Below are 18,433 nucleotides of genomic sequence, written 5' to 3'. Positions count from 1 at the left end.
TACTGAAAACAACAATAAAAAATTTTATTTGCCATAGAAAAAAGCTAAGGTTTTATCCTTAGCTTGCTTTCACGTCATTTAACTTCCATTTGAATATACATGAGTCCGTTTTTCTTTCTCTTTCTCTAGACGCTCCATGTATAATTTGCCCTCTTGCTCAATAATCACATCTTCTTTTTCTCTTTCATCCTTTGCAGTACGTACTGTCATATAACCGCTAAAACAAATTCCTACAATCAGTAAAAAAATAAACCAACTCATCTTTTTCCTCCCTTTCGTTAGCCAAGCTATACTTACTAGCATGTATATGAAAGAAATTCAAAACTATTACTATCTATTTATGAAAAGTAGGTTTATAGAAGGAGCGATTGTCCATTGCGAAAATTCGTTCTGTATACTCTCCTGGCTTTGTTCGCGCTAAAGCACGGTCTAGCATATTCATTTTCGCATCAATATTATCAATATAATGAAGAATTTCTGCTTCTTTAATAATTGGTTGTTTCGGACTTCCCCATTCTAATTTTCCGTGATGGGACAGGACTAAATGTTGAAGTACTATTAGCTCCTCTCCATCAATTCCTAATTCTTCTGCTGCTTTTTCGATTTCATTTACCATAATAGAAATATGACCTATTAAATTACCTTTTATCGTATATGTAGTAGAAATTGGACCAGATAGCTCCATTACTTTCCCTAAGTCATGTAAAATTACGCCAGCATATAATAAGTCTTTATCTAACGACGGATAAAGTGTAGCGATTGATTTCGCTAGTTCAAGCATGGAGACGACATGGTAAGCTAAACCGGAAACAAACTCATGATGATTTTTTGTCGCTGCTGGATATGTTAAAAATGGTTCTTGATATTTTTTCATTAAGTGACGTGTTATACGTTGAATATTAGGGTTATTCATTTCAAAAATTGCTTCTGTAATTTTATCCATCATCGTTTCTTCTGAGAGGGGAGCTGTTTCTAATAGATCACTTATTGTTACAGGGTCATGTGCTTCTTTTTCACGAATTTTTCTAATTTTTAATTGGTTTTTTCCACGATAATGATGGATATCTCCGAGCACTCTTACTATGCTTTGGGCTATATAGCGTTCTTCATCCCCTTGTGATACATCCCAAAGTTTTGCCTCGATATCGCCTGATTTATCTTGTAGGATTAAAGTTAAAAATGGTTTTCCGTTGCTTGCAATTCCTTTTGTGGCTGATTTTACTAATAGGTATAAATCGATTTGTTCTCCAACTTCAAAATGTAAAACACCTTTTTTCATAAAGGATGCTCCTCTCCTTTGGGATATTTGGTTCTTATTATATCTACCTTAAAAATAGGCATGTTTGGAAATTTAGCATTCCATTATAGACAACATTGATTGTAGGAATACGTTATAAGTTAGTCCGTTACACTTCGCTACAGACACTTGCTTTCCGCGGGGAGATGTCTAGCTTCGACGGCTAGGTCCGGCTCAAACTTCCCTTTTCCTCCGTACGATAAGTCAACATCAGCTCACTTTCGTTCGCTGTGTTTCCTTTATCTCCTGCGGAAAAAGTCCAGTTTGATTGGACCTGAGCGAGCCGTCTACGCTTTTCGCGGAGTCGAGCCTCCTCGGCTTCGCCTGTGGGGTCTCGACCTTCCCTCTACCTCCCGCTGGAGTCAAGTGTCTTCCGCTACGTTCCACTCACGGTTATAAATCTAGAAAGGTAAAAAATTGTAGCTTTTCAAAGTCGAACCACCCATTTTCATGCGCCATGGTGCAAAATTTCACTTGCATCTACCATGAAAATTGAATCGTGGTTTGATGGTCCCTTGCACTCCGATTCTTACCTTTATAAAAACTGCAACCTTCGCCTATTTCCAAGCGCTTTTGTATACGTTTTCGTGCGTTTTATTTCTTCCATAGCATATCATTTGCATGTATTTTCAGCAAATTGGACTAAGGTTGTTAAAGGAAAAAACATTATCTTCTTTATCGGTAGCCATTAGCTCTTTTATATTTTCGTGGCAAGTGAAAAATAAAATTTGATGTCCTTCATTTGAGATTTCCTTTAACAGGTTTATCGCTTGTTTTGTTCGTGCTATGTCAAAGTTCACGAACGTGTCATCTAAAATAAATGGAAATGCGTGTTCTTTGCTCCAAATGGATGCAACAGCAAATCGAAGAGATAAATATAATTGTTCAATCGTTGCTTGGCTTAGCTCCTTAGGATAGTATCTTACCCCATCTTTATGTTCTACCATTAATGTTTGCTCCTCTTTCGGATCTAATATATTTACATAGTTTCCATCAGTAAGCATGTTAAAATAACGAGTAGCGACGTTTAATACATTGGGAAGCTTTACATCCCGATAATAAAGCAATGTTTTTTCTAAAAGTTGATGTGCTGTTTGAATGAAGGCCCATCTTTTAGCTTGATTAGTAAGTTTGGCTTTCGCAATCTCATATTGTTGTAACACTTCAGAATACGTCGAACCATTTTCTAACACTTTTATACTTTCTTCTAGTTGAGATTGTTTTTTATATAACTCTCTTTCGTTAGTTCTTAGCTGTTCTAGCAATTGCGAAATTTCTTTTTTACGCTCGACCCAATCTGATTCTTTATACCAATCTTCTTCATTAAAATGATAGTTTACAAAATATTGGTGAAGCTGCCCTTGTAAGTCTAGAAGTTTTTTCTCGTAGTCGGTTCCTAGTTGATAATTTTTTTCTTTTATACGAAAAGCCTCTTCATCGTTCACCTCTGCGAATGTATACAGTTGCTGTTTTTTTTCAAGCAACGAACGCTGTTCCATTTCTAGAAGCTCCCATTCGTTCTCTAGCTCCATCTTACTTTCTAACAGTTGTGTTTCCTTTACTATATTTTCTTCCAATTCTTTTTGTTTCGTTGCCAAAAGATAAAAGATATCGGAATCCGTTTCAACTTTAACGTTTAAACTTTTTTCAAGTGCCTTTCTATTATCGTTCCACCTATACAGTTCGACCTCTAGCGCTTTTTTTCTTTCTCGTAATTGTTCAAACTTTTCTACAGTTGATTTTAGTAAAGATGCTTTATCGAACGCTTCTTCCATATACACGACAGGAAAGGATTTAAAATAGCACTTTTCGAGCCAAATTTGCCATTCCTGTTGAACAACGTATTGTTGCTCCTCCCATTGTTCATACTGCTCAATGATACGATCATAATTTTTTTCATTTTGTTGGAATTGCAATTTCTCTTTCATTAATATTTGAAGAATGTGTTCATCCTCTAATAGCTTCTTTTCCATATGAGTAACTTCTTCACGATTAAATTTAACTTCGTCTACTTGTGCTTTTAAGCTTACGACACTTTCTCGTAGCTTCTCTCTTTCTTCCAACAAAACCGAAGCAGAATCACCTTTAAACTGCCAAAAGAATAAAAAGACTGCAACCAAAAGACTAATTCCGGTAACAACATATTGTTGTTGTATGAAAGTCCAAACAGCTAGCAACATTAACAAACTTATGACTGAATATTTCATTGCCGTTTGTTTTTTCTTATTTTCTTCATTTCTATTTTTTTGCATCTTTATTTGTGTATCAATATTTCCAATCATTTTTTCATGTAGTTCTATTTCTTGCTCCAGCTTACTGTTTTGACTATTCATTATTCTTTCTTTATACCGATTTCTTTCCTCTTCGGTCAGCATTTTACCTTTTAATTCTTTAATAGTTTGTTCGGATTGTTCCACATCTTCTTTTACTTTTATAAATTGTTCATCTAGCCTTGTTTTTTGTTCCTCCATTCTTAACTGCTTTTGGACTAAATCCCTCATAAAGGCTTTATTAGGAAGGCTTGCATCCCATGAAATTATTTCTGTATGTTTCCTTTCCTCCCAGTTCAAATCCATTTTAAGGCGGCTAATTGTTTGTGTTAGTTCTTCTAAAGAAATCTGTACTTTTTCATATTCATTTTTAGCTTGTTCATATTCCCCTTTACCAGCAAGAAATGTTTCTATTTCTCTTTTATGCGTTTTAACCTTATCGTCAATCTTTAGCGTTCGAATATTCCCTTCTATTTCTTCTAACCTTTTATTTAATTTATCTTTTTTTGTATGCAATGAGGCTAATTGTATATTTAACTGTTCTAGACGCACCCTACCATCAGCAGGGAATGGCTTATATGGTGGTAAGGAGGAAATAATTGTTTTTAGTTTATTTTTCTCAAGGAGCATCGGTGTGATAGCTACCATCGTTTCCACTTTACTCTGTTCAGCTTGCAATGCTTTTAATTCCAATTGTACATTCTTAATTTGTTTCTGTATTTCTTTTACTTCTCTTTGCAAATTATCATAATCTGTTAATTTCATTTTCCACTGTTTTACATCATGATTTAACTCTTTTAATACTACTAATTGTTCGTTAATAATCGGTTTTCTACCATTTCGTTTGAACAATGCCTCACTATCTTTTTCTAACGTTTGCATTATTTTATGTATGTGATCCGAACCGATAAATCCAGAGGAGAATAGATAGCTTCCTAATTGGTCCACATCTGTTAAGGCGATGTTTTGAATATCCATAATATTAAAGGAAAATACTCCTTTATATAGCGATTTTTCCATTCCTTTTAGGATAGGTTGAATATCGGTGGAAGTACTACCGTCATTATAGAAAACAGTTACTTCTCCCGCTGCCTTACCAGCAACTCTTTCTATTTTCACCTCACCAAATTCCGATGTATCCAATAGTAAACTACCACCGTATTGCATTCCTCGCTTCGGTTCATAGCGTAACTCTGTTTGATTTTTCAATGGAAATCCAAAAAGGATAGCCTGTATAAAAGCCATAATCGTTGACTTCCCAGCTTCATTTTCACCCAAAAATAGTTGAATTTTATTAGATAATCCATCTATTTGAATGTCCTGTAGTTTACCAAAACCGTAAATATGAATTTCTTTTATTATCATTCGTATCACCTCTTTTCCTCTAGTATTTTTGTAATAATCCATTGTTCTGCTTCTGTTTTCATTTCTTGTTTCTCTTCAAGTGTCAATGAAGTTAAATATTTTCTAGCCTCGCTATGAGAATATAATGCGCTAAAGTCAATATCGCTTGTCTCTTCCACGAGTTTAAAAAAGTCTATAAAAAATGGGGTTTCTTTTAACTGATCTTTGTTTATAAGTGGTTGTGTTTGCACTTTCAGGTCATACGTGTAGACAAAATGGACATCTTCCTCTTCTTGTTCGTTTAGTAGTACTAGCAGATCATTTTGATTGTCCTGCTGCACAAGCTCGGAATGAAGCTCCCCTTGTCCTTGCAAAATAACTTGCAATAACACACCTTCATGTTTTGCACGCTTTTTCCTTTTTTCATCTTGTATGGCATCAACTATTCTATCAATTGATTTCATGTTTTCTATATTTATAAACGTAGTATCCCAGAGGACTGTTTCAGTTTTAAAAAATTGAAGCTCCGTTTTTTCCTCACTCATCGTCACAACATAACAGCCTTTTGTACCTTCTTCTTTTTTATGCCTGCCTTGAATATTACCTGGATACACGATATACGGATTAGAATAAAGTATTTCTCTTTTATGTATATGGCCTAATGCCCAGTAGTTAAATTGTTTAGATAGAAGCTGTTGGACGGTAAAGGGAGCATATGGATCATGCTCTTCACGGCCAGCTAAGTTTCCGTGAATCATCCCAATATGAAATGGAACATCTTCTTCTTTCACGTATTCATCGACTCTATTTTCATAATGATGGCGTGTAGGATAACTAAATCCATAAATGTTCGCAACGTGTTGATTGTGTTTATAAAATGGAAAGGAAGTAACTTCTGCTGGGAAAATATGAACGTTATTAGGATATTGAAAACTAGTAGAAGTATTACCTTCTAGATGATCATGATTTCCATGGATAACGTACACATGAATATTTGCTTCCTGCAACTGTAAAAACTGTTCTCTTAATTTAGCTTGCGCGTAAATACTTCGATTTTCGCCATCGAATAAATCTCCTGCTATTAAGACAAAGTCTACTTCCTCGTCCAAGGCAGTTTGTACTACTTTCCTTAACGATTCAAAAGTACTCGCTCGCACTTTTTTTAATATGTTATTTGGTAATGTATGTAAGCCATAAAAAGGACTGTCTATATGCAAATCCGCACAATGTAAAAATTTAATTGAATGCATCATTTTACCTCACCATTTAAAGTTTCTTCTATTTTACCATGCTTAAAACACGAATGCACGTTCGTATGAAAGTTTTTTCTATTGGATAACATCATTCCTACTAAATTGTTTTCATTTTTCCAATTTCGTGATACAGTAATAGAAAATGAACATCCATTCATTATTGTGTAAGGGGGGCCATATGATGGAGAAATTTACTTTAACTGTTTTTCATAATAATGGGGAAAAATTGTTAGATGAGACTTTTGAGGCTGCAAGTGAAAAAGAAGCAAAACAATTGGGAGAAAAGAGACTAGAAGAATTAAATTTCCTACAAACAACTCACCGTTGTACAAATTCAAAAGGAAAGTTACTATTATTTCATCGATAATATTCCAACCATTATAAAAACCATCGCTAATTGAGTTAGCGATGGTTTTCTTTTACTAACACCCTTTAAAGTGAGGTACTCTTTTTTCAAAAAACGCCTTTATTCCTTCTTGGTGATCTTTCGTGTGACGCATCTTTCGTTGTCCCTCTTTTTCTAACAACAGCATTTGTTCTAGAATTGGATATTCTGTTCTTTGAAGGATTGTCTTCGTTTCAATCATCGCCTGTAAAGGAGCTAACTGTAGACGTTTTATTTCCGCTAAAATAAAGTCATCTATCTCACTTTCTACAATACTATCAATTAAGCCAAGCTCCTTCGCTTCTTTCGCATGAAGCTTTTTACCTTCCCATATTATTCTTTTAGCATTTGCTTCCCCTATTCTGTTCTTTAAGAAGAAATGTCCTCCTCCATCTGGTATTAGTCCTATTCCAATAAAATTCATCGCAAGTATAGCCGTTGGTACTGCCACCACTTTATCACAAGCTAGGGCGATACTTAGTCCTAATCCCGCCGCAGCCCCATTAATCGTACAAACTGTAACTTTTTTTAATGAATAAAGGGTGGAAACAATATTATTTATAGTCGTAATGACAGACTCATACAATGCCTCATCTTCCTCTAACATCATTTTAATATCTCCACCCGCACAAAACGCTTTCCCTTTACCAGTTAAAATTAATATAGAGGATGGGCTTTTAGCAGCCTCTTGTAAGGCTTTCTCCAATTCATATAACAATTCATCATTTAAGGAGTTTAGCTTATCTGGACGGTTTAAAGTAATTTTTGTTATTTTTCCATTATCTTCATACTGAACATTTTTCCATTCCTTCATATGTAGCACATCCTTTCTCGTTAAAAATGAATGATTATTCATTCAAATTATACCATGGTTATTAAAACAAATGTGTAAATAATACAAAGTCCAACTACTAATAATGAATATTTGTGCTAACAACTAATGAACATTTCATAATCCTTACAAGGTTAATGAACAGAAAAGTCCTAATAGTCAGTTTCTACTGACTATTAGGACAGCCCCCTTTTTTCACGTAGATTCTTCCACATTATTAGCTACGTGTTGATCACTACTTTTCGATTCCACGAGTATATTTCTTACATTAATAATAGACTGAATAATTAGTATTAATCCCGGGATAAAAAACAAGAATAGAACACCATTTTTAGATTTCGTAAATTCAATAGCGTAGCCTAAGTAAGGAATAGTGAAACCGCTATATTGCGCTACTATATTTTCTGGTAGGAGTAACGTTTGATCCACCCCATCATTATTGTCTCCTCTAGTTCGATACATAATGTTACCGTTCTTTTCTATTACTTCTACAATTCTATGCGTAACTAATGTTGCCCTATTTTCCCTGTATGTGACAATATCATTTTCTTTAAATCTAGTCATATCTCCCCCTGGCTTCACAGCTATAATGGATCCTGTCATAAATGTAGGCTCCATAGATCCAGAGAGAACCGTTTTTAGTTGATAGCCAAATATTTGAGGCTCTCCTCCAGAAGCTTTTGATGAAAGCACAAAAAATATGATGAGTGCTAATCCAATATATAATCCTATCGTCACAACATTAATTACCCCAGATATAATGGACTTAAAAGACATTCTCTTCACCTTCTTTTATTAAACTACTCATCTTCGTCTACCATTTCGTCATCTTCTTCAAAATCTATTACTTCCTTTTCTATCTCTTCTTCTTTCTCTTCTATATCACCTTCTACTGTCTCCTCTTCTTCTGAATCACTTAACGGTGGTTGTTCGTCACTAACTTCTTCCTTATTACTTTCTGTCGGGATTTCTTCCTCTTCTGCTGCTTCCTTTTCATTGTCAGATTTCTCTTCTATTCCTTCTGTTTCTTCTATTTCCTCTGTTTCTTCTATTTCTTCTATTTCACTCGTATCCTCTTCTATCCAATAGCCAGCCTGTAAAGTACCTGTCACTTTATAGGTGTCGATATAATACGCATCAGTTGTTGACGCAAAGTACGAAACAGTTAGAGTAAATAAATATATAAGTGTAATATTATGTAAAAAAAATCCCCGGAATTTATTTTTTCTTTCTTTCACTTTCCCTTTTTGCCCATACATAAAAGAACACCCCCAAGTTTTAATGCATTACTCATTAACGATCTCAGCAAATATAAATGAAATAGCATCTACATTTTGCTCAAATCATTAAGCAAACAATTTTTAGAAAGATGGGGTTGTCCCCATCTTTCTAATGATAAAATATGTCCTATTAATCTATATGTTCACCTTCACCTTGTTTCGCAACAAATTTCCAATTAATGATTAAGGAATCACCTTGGAATTGTGATTGATCCTCATTATTGTCAACGAACTCAAATTGTACCCACATTAAGTCATCTGTACCAGCTGGTAAGCCGCTACCTTCTCCAAAGTACTCATCAATTTTCTTTTCTACTGCATCTGGAGCCATATCTTTTAAGTCATATAGAGTTGTAGAGAAGATAATATCGTTGTAGTATTCTCTACCTGTTTTGTCAACATTCTCAAGGAAGTTAACTCGAATATGTTTTCCGAAGTCTTCTGTATTATCGCCATTCGCATCGATTACTTCATAAGATGATTCCAATATAACTTCTGCAATATCTAGTGATCCATTGTTTTCAAGATAGAAAACGCGATTCATCCAGTCGCCTGGCTTCATATTATCTACTTCAATAATTGTTTCTGGGTTCACCGCTAAATCAAAAGTACCTGCTGCAAAAGTACCGTTAGCATCAGCAGTATCCGTAAAGTACGCATATGTACCCCCAATTAATAAAGATAATCCAAGAGCTGCAGGAGCTAGTCCCATACTTAATTTCTTTTTAAGTTTCATTTAAAGTTTCCTCCTCTTTTTCCCTTTGTATCATACTTACTTTCGTTTGTTCTTTTTTACAGCAAAATGCGTTCTTTATAAAGAATGTTAATTATAGTATACTTGTTCTACCCGAAAATATAAAGTACTATTTTACAATTTTTAATAATTTATCCATTCCCTATTAAAAGTATTATTGGAGTACTTTATTTTCTTTTAGCCTCGTCCTTGTAGCCAGGAACATCTTTTAATTCAGGTCTACCGACTTTTGGAGTTGAAGGCCTCTCTTTAAGTGACTTCTCCTTCGAAGGAGCAACACTATTTTGCTTGCTTGTACCTTCTAAATTTACATCTTCTAATTTAAGAGAATTCTTTTCTTTTGCGGTTTCTATGCTTGTTGTATTAGCTTCTTGTTTTGATGGATCTTTTGCTTCAGAAGAGTTATTTACAAGTAGATAGCTAGGAACTAATATAAGTACACACATACTTGCTATGAGTAATGATTTGGCACTTAATTTCAATGTCACTAACCTACTTTCCTATTAGTAATAGAAAGGAAGGATGTAAGAGGAATCTCACACCCTCCCTCCTTACTTTAATTATTTCGTTGGTGCAATATCTCCTCTAACCGGTAAATCTGGTAAGTCTGGTCTACCTGGTAAAGGTCTTACTGGTCTATCCTTGTCTCCAGGCTGCCAACCATTAATATGAAGTTTACCTGCAGCAATTTCACGAGATTCGTTACCATAATCATCTCTAGCAATTACTTCAATTTCCACACCTTCAGCCATAATAGTAGAAGGAGCAGTCCATGTTACTTCATATTGACCTGGGGCAACTTCTGTTAATGGAAGCTCTGTTGCATTATTTAAGCCAGAAAGATTTGTTAATGGCATACGTAATACAAAGCTTGCATCTAAATCTTCTTCACTTGAGAAGGAGATTGTTACAGATTCGCCTGCACGTAATGTTACATCTTCAGAAGGCTCAACGTTTGAAATCGTAATATCGCTAAACTTAGCATAAACAGTCATAGAGTCAGAGCTTGTGTTTCCAGCTTTGTCTGTTGCTACTACTTCGATTTCGTTAGCACCTTCGTCTAATAAAATACGTTTAGAGAATGTTCCGTTAGATACAGTAGCACTTTGACCATTAACAGTAACGCTATCAATGTTCTCATCTTCTACTGTTCCTTCAACCGTAACTGTTTCTCTATTTGTTTTTAATCCATCTACTGGACTAGTAATCTCAACTTCTGGTGCTACTTGATCTAGTACAACGACTACTGCTTCAGAAGCATCCGTCATACCATTTTCAGTAGAAGCTTTAGCAGTTAAGCTATTTTCTCCTTCACTTAAGGAAACTTCAACAGAGTATGTTCCTTGAGATGAAGTAGATGCTGTTCCTACTTCTTCACCATTGTTATACACATGTACAGTTGTAGATGGAGCAGAAGTACCTTCAACCGTTACAGATGATTCATTAGTGAATGTTCCATCTACAGGTGAAGAAATAGTTGGTGCTGTAACCTCATAATTAACTGCGGCACGAATCATGTAGTTACCTTCTGCCGTTGGTGCCGGTGACCAAGCCCCACCAACCATTTGCCAACTACGACCTGCATTCGGTCCATCTTCATCTGTTGCTAAACCTGGTGTGTTCGGATTCGGATGCGATTGAATGTAAACCATGTAGAAGTCTCCCTCTACAACGATTCCTTCTTCACTTAAATCTACATGCGTCCAAGTCCCATCACGTAATGCAGTTGCATCGATTGGTCCTGCAAGTCTAGTACCAGGTGCACCATCTGCTCCGTTTGCATCATGAATTGCAACTTGGAATGCTGTACCGCCTGGAACTGGCCATTCAGTATCCCAGAAGCGGAAGATACCGCCAGTTACTAGTGCTTTGTTATGACCTTCTTCTAACGACATTTTAACTGCCCAACCGTTACCAGCATCGTAGAACGCTCTAGCGTTTTCAGCAGTACCGTCATCATAGCCGATTTCACCAGGGAAACCGATGAATGGCTTTAATTCAACGTTTAATTCAACATTACCTTCTAATGTTACAGTGAACTCATGACTGTAATAGCTTGGTGCTACAACTTTAAGAGTGTATTCACCTTCATATCCTGTTAATGAATATGCGCCGTTTGCATCTGTTGTTGCTGGAGCAACTGCAGCATCTTCCATTAAGTAGATTGTTGCACCTTCAACTGGTAAACCTGTTGCTTCGTTCGTAACAGTTCCAGCTACAGTTCCTTTCGCTAACTCTTCAAGGTTGAAGTTAACATTAGCTTCAACACCATCTTCAATTGTGACCGTTTGCGTTTGTGATTCATGTCCATATGCTTCTGCAACCATCGTATAATCACCAGTTGCATGAGTCATAGAATAACTTCCATTAGCTGGATTTGTATTAACGGAACGACCAGTTTCTAAAATGGAAACTTTTGCAGCTAATGGTAATGCTACCGGTCCAATAGAATTAGACTCGACATTAATAGAAACATCTTTGAACTTAGAAACGTCTGGTCTTTCTCCACTACGTTCTCTAACACCTTTTTTCGTAACTTCTCCTCGTTCTTTTTTCGGCGTTACTTCTTTACCAGTTTCTAAACTAGATAAAGCAGTGTCAGAAATACGGAAATCATCAATGTACCAACCGTCACGTACTACACTTCCATCTGTATCTAAGTCAAATGAAACGATAATAGTATTACCAGCATATCCACTTAAATCAAATTGAGCATCTACCCAACCGTTTGATACATTCGTATATGTTGCTACATTATCCCAAGTAGCTCCACCATCAGCTGAGATCCAAACATCTCCGAAATCCCAGTTGTTTTCGATGTTATACCAATGCTTGAATTGTAAAAATGCTTCTCCGCTTTCAGGTACTGCAATCGGTGGTGATTCAAGAATGGAATAAGTATTATTTACATACTGTCCAGCAAGATTTGTAGCTACAGCTTTTTCACCAGAATATGCTGAGCCTGGTCCGCTAGTCGGTACTCCCCATTCCCAAGTGTTGTTATCTCCGTATGTTACCCACCCAGCAAAAGATTCTTCAAAGTCTTGATAATATCCTACTGATGGTGCAGGATTTACAGTGATGGAATAGTCGTCACTAACTGTTTCGTTTCCACCGAAGTCTGTTGCTTTAATACGATATACGAGTTCGCCTTCCACCACATCTTCGCCAGGAATAGTAGCTTCATAAACTCCATTTTTGAAGTCTCCGCTAACACGTCTAGCAGAAACAGTTTCAAAAGAATCACCTTTTGAGTATTCCACTACTACACTTGTTACACTAATATTGTCTTCTACAGATGCCTCAATTGCTACTGGAAGACCAGCATATGTTTCACCATGACCATCATGCCCAATAACAGGCGCTTGATCATCATCCCCATCTACCGTAACGTTACCTTTTACAGTACCTAAACCGGAGATGACAGATGAAACTGCATCAAATACGTTAATGATCCCATGTCCAAAACCATTGTTAGGTGCTTCTGGATATTGAGAGTTTGTTCTTGGTGTTGCTGTCGTTTCTAAAATTTCAGCAATGTCATCAATAGATAAAGATGCATTTACTTGTTTTAATAGAGCAACTGCACCAGCTACGTGCGGAGCCGCCATAGACGTCCCATTCCATCCACCTTGATAACTACTTCCAGGAGTAGCAGAACGGATATTTACACCAGGAGCAGATACTTCTGGCTTCATTTCTCCATATGGAGATGGTCCTTGTAATGAGAAACTACCTAAGTTCATGTTAATATCAGTTGCACCAACCGCATAAGACTCTGGATAGTTTGCCGGTACAGCAACAGAACCAGGGCCACCTGGGTTAGTTAACGTAGTGTTACCAGCTGCAAATACAGGGTAGATATCAGCAGATCTCCAAGCTTGCACCATCGGACGGAACCACTCATCCATTCCAGGTCCTCCACCCCATGAGTTGTTTACAACGTCAGGAGCCATATCTGGGTTAGGCACACCATTTTCATCTGTTGGTGCTAATAAGTATTGTGCACCAGCAAGAATGCCAGCTGTAGAGCCACTACCTGAACCACTTAAAATTTTAACCCCAATCCACTTAGCTCCAGGAGCTACACCAATTGCATTTGTTCCATCCATTTCCACACCTAGGACAGTTCCAGTAACGTGCGTACCATGTCCATGATCGTCATAAGGTACTGCACGACCATTTACTGCGTCGAACCAGTTGTAAGTATGAGAAGGATTATTCGGATTGTTAAAATCATAGCCGTTGTATTGTTGGATTAATGCAGGGTGATCCCATTGAACACCTGTATCCATAACAGCTACGACAACACCGCTACCGTCGATTCCCATATCCCAAGTTGCAGGTGCACCTACTTGTTCAATGTTCCATTCAACATTTCCAGAAGTAGGAGCTGCATCTTCTACAGAAGAAGTTGGTTCAGCATTTGGATATAATTGAACCTCAGCGTTATGTGTAATTGCTTCAACTTCTGGGAAGCTTGCGATTTTTTCCATAACGTCTTTAGTTGCTGTTACAGCGATACCGTTTACGATATAGAAAGATTGTACGTCTTTAGCTTTTCCAGAAGCTTCTTGTTTTGATAAGAAATCTAAAACATCTGCTTGTGTAACTTTAGCTGTTGCTTGTAACTCAGAAACAATTGTAGAACGTTTTGCTAATGATGTTTTGCCAGGTGTTAAATTTTGCTTTGCAGCTTTTTCCTCTGCTTTTGCTGCTACACTTACAGTATCAACTTGCTCCTTAAAGCGAACAAGAAATGATACCATTTCATCTTTTTTATATTTTTCTACTAAACTTTTACTTACTTTAGCTTCAGCTGCACCTTTACTATCTGCAAAAGAAACGGATGTACCTTTTGACTCTGCTGAAGCCGTGTTAAAATTAAAACTTGGAACGAGTAATAGTGCGCACATAAGTACGGCAGCTAATTTTGTAAACTTACGTTTAAAACTCCTCAATTAAGTATTCCTCCCTTATTTTTTAATAAGGCAGTACTCATAAAATATGCTGCTATACAGCTGTTATGAACTTTTCCAATTTTACTAGAATTATATAAGATCAGTGGTGAGTAGGAAGTTATCGTTGTATCGCGGTTTTCTCTTTTTATTAGCGATACTTCTTGGAGATGCAACGGAGTTTAACAACATATTTTAGAATAGTGCCTATGGAAACATTCGAGCCTTTCCCCCTTTCAATTAAATTCCCATAATCCAACCTGAGTCGTAACTACTCCAAATGTCCTAACTAACAATTTGTAAGACGCTTATGTAGGATACAGGTACAAACTATACTCTATAGAGAACATTTAAAAAATGTTGTCGCAATAAGTCGAAATAATCTAAATTTTTAAAAAATAGTTATTTTTGCCTATAAATAAAGGTTTAACGTACATGTCATTTATAATTCTTTCTGCTCATATCCAATAAAATACAGGTGTTTTTTACCATAAATTATTTTTCGTATCTTATTAAGAACGACATTATGGAAGGTCTATAAAAAATGTTAGATTTTATCTAATTTTGTTGAACTAGATTTTTTGTAGCACATTATTATTGAAACTAATAAAAGCCCTCCAAAAGGAGAGCTTCTTACATGTTAAAAAGGTCTTCTAAAATTTTTATTTTTTCTTCCGTATAATGCAAATACCCATCATTATATGATTTTGGATCTTTCGGGTTCGCAAATCGAGTAATCTTCCCTGTTACCGGGTTTACAAACTTACTCGATGCCCCACAACCTAAACCGATAATGGACTGACGTTCTTCCATAATCATAATATTGTAAATACTATCTTGTCCTGGTAGTGCATATCCAACATTTTCAAGATTACCTAAAATATTTTTTTGACGGTACAAGTAATAAGGAACGTAACCATGGTCCTTCGTCCATTTCGTAGCCATGTCCATCATTTTACTAATTTCATCACGGTCGGCAACTTTATATTTTTGCTTATTCTTTGTCATTTCAGACGCACGTTTAAACGATAAAGTGTGAACTGTTAATGACTCTGGCATTAACTTCTCTGTTTCACTTAATGTATAGTCAAATTCTTTTGTCCCTTCTCCTGGCAAGCCAATAATAAGGTCCTTATTGATGTTGTTCATGTCCATCGAACGTGCTAAGTGGAATTTCTCTACAGTTTCCTCAACAGTATGATGACGGCCAATCGCTTTTAACGTTTCTTGTATATACGATTGTGGATTAATACTAATACGGTCAATATTCCATTTCTTCAATACTTCTAGCTTTTCAGGTGTTATTGTATCAGGGCGTCCCGCTTCTACTGTTACTTCCCGTACTCGTTCCATATGAGGAAAAGATTGATACATTTGTTCATATAACATATCCATTTCTTCCGCTGTAATACTCGTTGGAGTACCACCACCGTAATAAACAGTTGTTATTTTAATATCATTGTCTTTTAACCATTTGCCGACTACTTCTATTTCGTGGTGTAATCCTCCTAGAAACGAGTCCACTTTTCCTTGCTTTCCGTTAATTGCGTATGCTGGGAATGTACAATACGCACATTTCGTCGGACAAAAAGGAATACCGATATAAATACTTACTTCCTTTCCTAAATCGTACAGGTCTGGAACGACAGAAAGTTGACGGTCTACAATTTCTTGCATTAGTTCAATCTTTTCATCGGTAATTAAATATTCCTCTTTTAGTTGACGATGTACTTCTTCCTTACTTTCGCCGTTTTGTAGTTTCGTATGAAGTAGCTTAACGGGACGTACACCTGTTAAAATACCCCACTTTTGAACAATACGAGTGTAGTCTTGTAAAAGAGAAAGGAACACATGAAGAACGGTATTTTTTACTTGCTTTAACTGTTCTTTTTCTGTTTCAAAACCTTCTAAGTTTTTTTCTTTCGTACAATCCATTATTTTTGTATCTTTTTTAAGGGTACCTGTGACAGTGCACTTATTGTTTTCAATAGTTATAGACATATTAACCTGTAGTGCTTCCGGGCTATCATCCACTTGAAAGGTTAATGTGCTTTCTTCAAAAAATAAATCGGCTATTAATGTTAGTGGTCGATGTAATCTTTGATCATCGACTCCTTTAATATTTATATTCATTATTTATCACACTCACTTTATAGCAATACAAACTTTCTTAAGTGTACAAAAAGATGAATGGCTTATCAATAGATAAAAAATTGTCTGTTTGTCCTACAAATAACAGCATAATCTGTTATGCTTGAAGTAATTACTTTACTATATACTATATTTAGGATATTCCTATTTAATTAAATGATAAAATAGAACCACTTATATCCATCCTCTTTCTTTTGCTAGTTTTATCGCTTCCATTCTATTTTTCACTTGTAGTTTACTAATGATTTCTGAAACGTAATTTCTCACTGTTCCTGGTGATAAAAATAGGTGCTTAGAGATTTCTTTCGTCGTCATCCCCTCTGCCGCTAACCTCAAAACTTCACATTCCCGCTCTGTTAACGCCTCTTGATCATGTAAACTACCAAAAACTAATTCTGGCGCAAATTCTCTTTTTCCTTTCATCACGTTCCGAATGGACTCCGCTAACTCATCACTAGAACCGTCCTTTAGTAGGTAACCGTGAACACCTGCTTGAACGGCTCTTTTAAAGTATCCTGGTCTCGCAAATGTCGTTAATATAATTACTTTGGAAGGAGCGTTTAATTTTTGCAACGATTCTGCTACTTCCAAGCCTGTTTTTTTAGGCATCTCGATGTCTAGTAAACAAACATCCGGGTCTTCAGAAAGGATAGTTTGTAACGCCTCTTCCCCGTTACTTACTTGTGCTATTACTTCCAAATCATCTTCTAAATCTAATAACGAGCCTAGTGCCCCTCGTAACATGCGCTGATCTTCTGCGATAAGTAATCGAATCATGAAGCATTATCCTCCCGTTCTTTTAAAATAATTGGAACAGTGATGTTTAACTTAACACCCTTATTCGATGAGAAGGATAAACAGCCATCAATTAATTCTAACCGCTCTTCAATACCTTTTAAGCCATTTCCTCCCGTTTGCTGTTCTTTCATTCCTACCCCATTATCCTCAATCGTGATATTCACTTCTCCCGCATTTTTCACTATATTTATAGAACAGTTCGTTGCCTTACTATGCTTAACGATATTCGTCATCGCTTCTCGGATACATAAACTTAAAATATTTTGTGTTAAATGAGGGACTTCCTTCACCGATGTCTCGCCAATTATCGTTAATTGAATGTTTGCCGTCTCTAATAGCGTTTGTGCTTCCAACAGTTCTTCTGCAATCGTAACGGTACGCATTTCTGAAACTAGCTCCCTCACTTGGGAGAGAGCTGATCGAGAAATTCGCTCCATCTCCTTCGCTTGAATACTTGCTTTTTCTCCGTCTTTTAACGCTAGTTTACTAATAAGCTGGCTTTTTAATGTTAATAGAGAAAGCGTATGTCCTAACGTATCATGGAGATCACGGGCAATTCTCATTCGTTCCTCTCTTTTTACTAGCTCTTTAATTTGTTGATTAGCTTCATCTAGCTGTCGCTCCAACTCCATTCGGCTGTTCATAGAACGCACACCGATAGGAGACATGAGCATGATGATTAAAAAAGGTACAAAAAACACTAAATGATAAAAAGTGTCATTGTTAAAAATATAAATAACGAGCGGAATAACTAGAGTAATAATGAACGCAGCAAGTGCGGTGAAAAATGAATTCTTTTTCGTGTACCACCCGATAAAATTAGCTGTAAAGAAACCTAAAAATATATTGTAAATATCAAAAAAGATAGATAAATAAAGAATAATTAACATTTGTAATGCTAGCCATACATGAAAGTATTTTTGTGTTACGTAAAGCTGTCGGTAAGTAAGTAAAAATAATAGAAGAGCAATCCACCCTGTAATGGCTTTCCAACCTTCTTCTTGGTATACGTAAAAAGCTGGTAAACATAAATAGATTAGAAACACATATGGAAAGAAACCATATTTTTTCGGGAAAATTTCTATTACTCTTCTACCTTTCGCCATGAATT

At 36.1% G+C, this 18,433-nt stretch carries 14 protein-coding genes; 1 reads left to right on the top strand and 13 read right to left on the bottom strand.

The annotated features are described in order from the left end of the window. Positions 1-78 precede the first annotated feature (78 nt). The 4 genes from BC6307_RS03910 to BC6307_RS03895 form a co-directional block, all read right to left on the bottom strand. Positions 79-261, bottom strand: a complete 183-nt coding sequence (locus BC6307_RS03910) for a sporulation YhaL family protein (protein WP_066421533.1) — start codon at positions 259-261, stop codon at positions 79-81. 73 nt (positions 262-334) lie between these two features. Then, complete coding sequence (yhaM, locus tag BC6307_RS03905; RefSeq protein ID WP_066421530.1) at positions 335-1,279, bottom strand: 3'-5' exoribonuclease YhaM; 945 nt, start codon at positions 1,277-1,279, stop codon at positions 335-337. Between the two features lie 647 nt (positions 1,280-1,926). Then, positions 1,927-4,932 carry an ATP-binding protein gene (locus BC6307_RS03900; RefSeq protein WP_066419152.1) on the bottom strand — a complete coding sequence of 1,002 codons (3,006 nt, stop codon included), beginning with the start codon at positions 4,930-4,932 and terminating at the stop codon, positions 1,927-1,929. 5 nt (positions 4,933-4,937) lie between these two features. Then, a complete protein-coding gene (locus tag BC6307_RS03895) occupies positions 4,938-6,164 on the bottom strand; it encodes a metallophosphoesterase family protein (RefSeq protein WP_066419154.1) in 1,227 nt (408 codons plus the stop codon). A gap of 181 nt (positions 6,165-6,345) precedes the next feature. On the opposite strand from BC6307_RS03895, the gene BC6307_RS03890 reads away from it, so the two are divergent. Continuing rightward, a complete protein-coding gene (locus BC6307_RS03890) occupies positions 6,346-6,531 on the top strand; it encodes a YhzD family protein (protein WP_066419156.1) in 186 nt (61 codons plus the stop codon). A gap of 55 nt (positions 6,532-6,586) precedes the next feature. On the opposite strand, the gene BC6307_RS03885 is transcribed toward BC6307_RS03890, so the two are convergent. The 9 genes from BC6307_RS03885 to BC6307_RS03845 form a co-directional block, all read right to left on the bottom strand. Beyond that, positions 6,587-7,363, bottom strand: a complete 777-nt coding sequence (locus tag BC6307_RS03885) for an enoyl-CoA hydratase (RefSeq protein ID WP_066419158.1) — start codon at positions 7,361-7,363, stop codon at positions 6,587-6,589. 213 nt (positions 7,364-7,576) lie between these two features. After that, a complete protein-coding gene (gene sipW / locus BC6307_RS03880) occupies positions 7,577-8,158 on the bottom strand; it encodes a signal peptidase I SipW (protein ID WP_066419161.1) in 582 nt (193 codons plus the stop codon). 23 nt (positions 8,159-8,181) lie between these two features. Continuing rightward, positions 8,182-8,640, bottom strand: a complete 459-nt coding sequence (locus BC6307_RS03875) for a hypothetical protein (protein ID WP_066419162.1) — start codon at positions 8,638-8,640, stop codon at positions 8,182-8,184. A gap of 151 nt (positions 8,641-8,791) precedes the next feature. Further along, a complete protein-coding gene (locus BC6307_RS03870) occupies positions 8,792-9,397 on the bottom strand; it encodes a TasA family protein (RefSeq protein WP_066419165.1) in 606 nt (201 codons plus the stop codon). Between the two features lie 185 nt (positions 9,398-9,582). After that, on the bottom strand, positions 9,583-9,903 hold the full coding sequence (locus BC6307_RS03865; RefSeq protein ID WP_066419168.1) for a hypothetical protein: 321 nt from the start codon (positions 9,901-9,903) through the stop codon (positions 9,583-9,585). A 72-nt stretch (positions 9,904-9,975) separates the two neighbouring features. Then, positions 9,976-14,331: a S8 family peptidase gene (locus BC6307_RS03860; RefSeq protein WP_066419210.1), complete on the bottom strand. Its 4,356-nt coding sequence runs from the start codon at positions 14,329-14,331 to the stop codon at positions 9,976-9,978. A 675-nt stretch (positions 14,332-15,006) separates the two neighbouring features. After that, on the bottom strand, positions 15,007-16,506 hold the full coding sequence (locus BC6307_RS03855; RefSeq protein WP_066419170.1) for a coproporphyrinogen III oxidase: 1,500 nt from the start codon (positions 16,504-16,506) through the stop codon (positions 15,007-15,009). Between the two features lie 192 nt (positions 16,507-16,698). Beyond that, entirely contained in the window at positions 16,699-17,301 is a 603-nt protein-coding gene (locus BC6307_RS03850; RefSeq protein WP_066419172.1) for a response regulator transcription factor, read from the bottom strand. Then, positions 17,298-18,428 carry a sensor histidine kinase gene (locus BC6307_RS03845; RefSeq protein WP_066419174.1) on the bottom strand — a complete coding sequence of 377 codons (1,131 nt, stop codon included), beginning with the start codon at positions 18,426-18,428 and terminating at the stop codon, positions 17,298-17,300. The genes BC6307_RS03850 and BC6307_RS03845 overlap by 4 nt, the downstream gene beginning before the upstream one ends. Positions 18,429-18,433: the final 5 nt, after the last annotated feature.

This window comes from Sutcliffiella cohnii (assembly GCF_002250055.1).
Taxonomy (GTDB): domain Bacteria; phylum Bacillota; class Bacilli; order Bacillales; family Bacillaceae_I; genus Sutcliffiella; species Sutcliffiella cohnii.
This window is presented reverse-complemented; position numbering and strand designations above follow the sequence as displayed.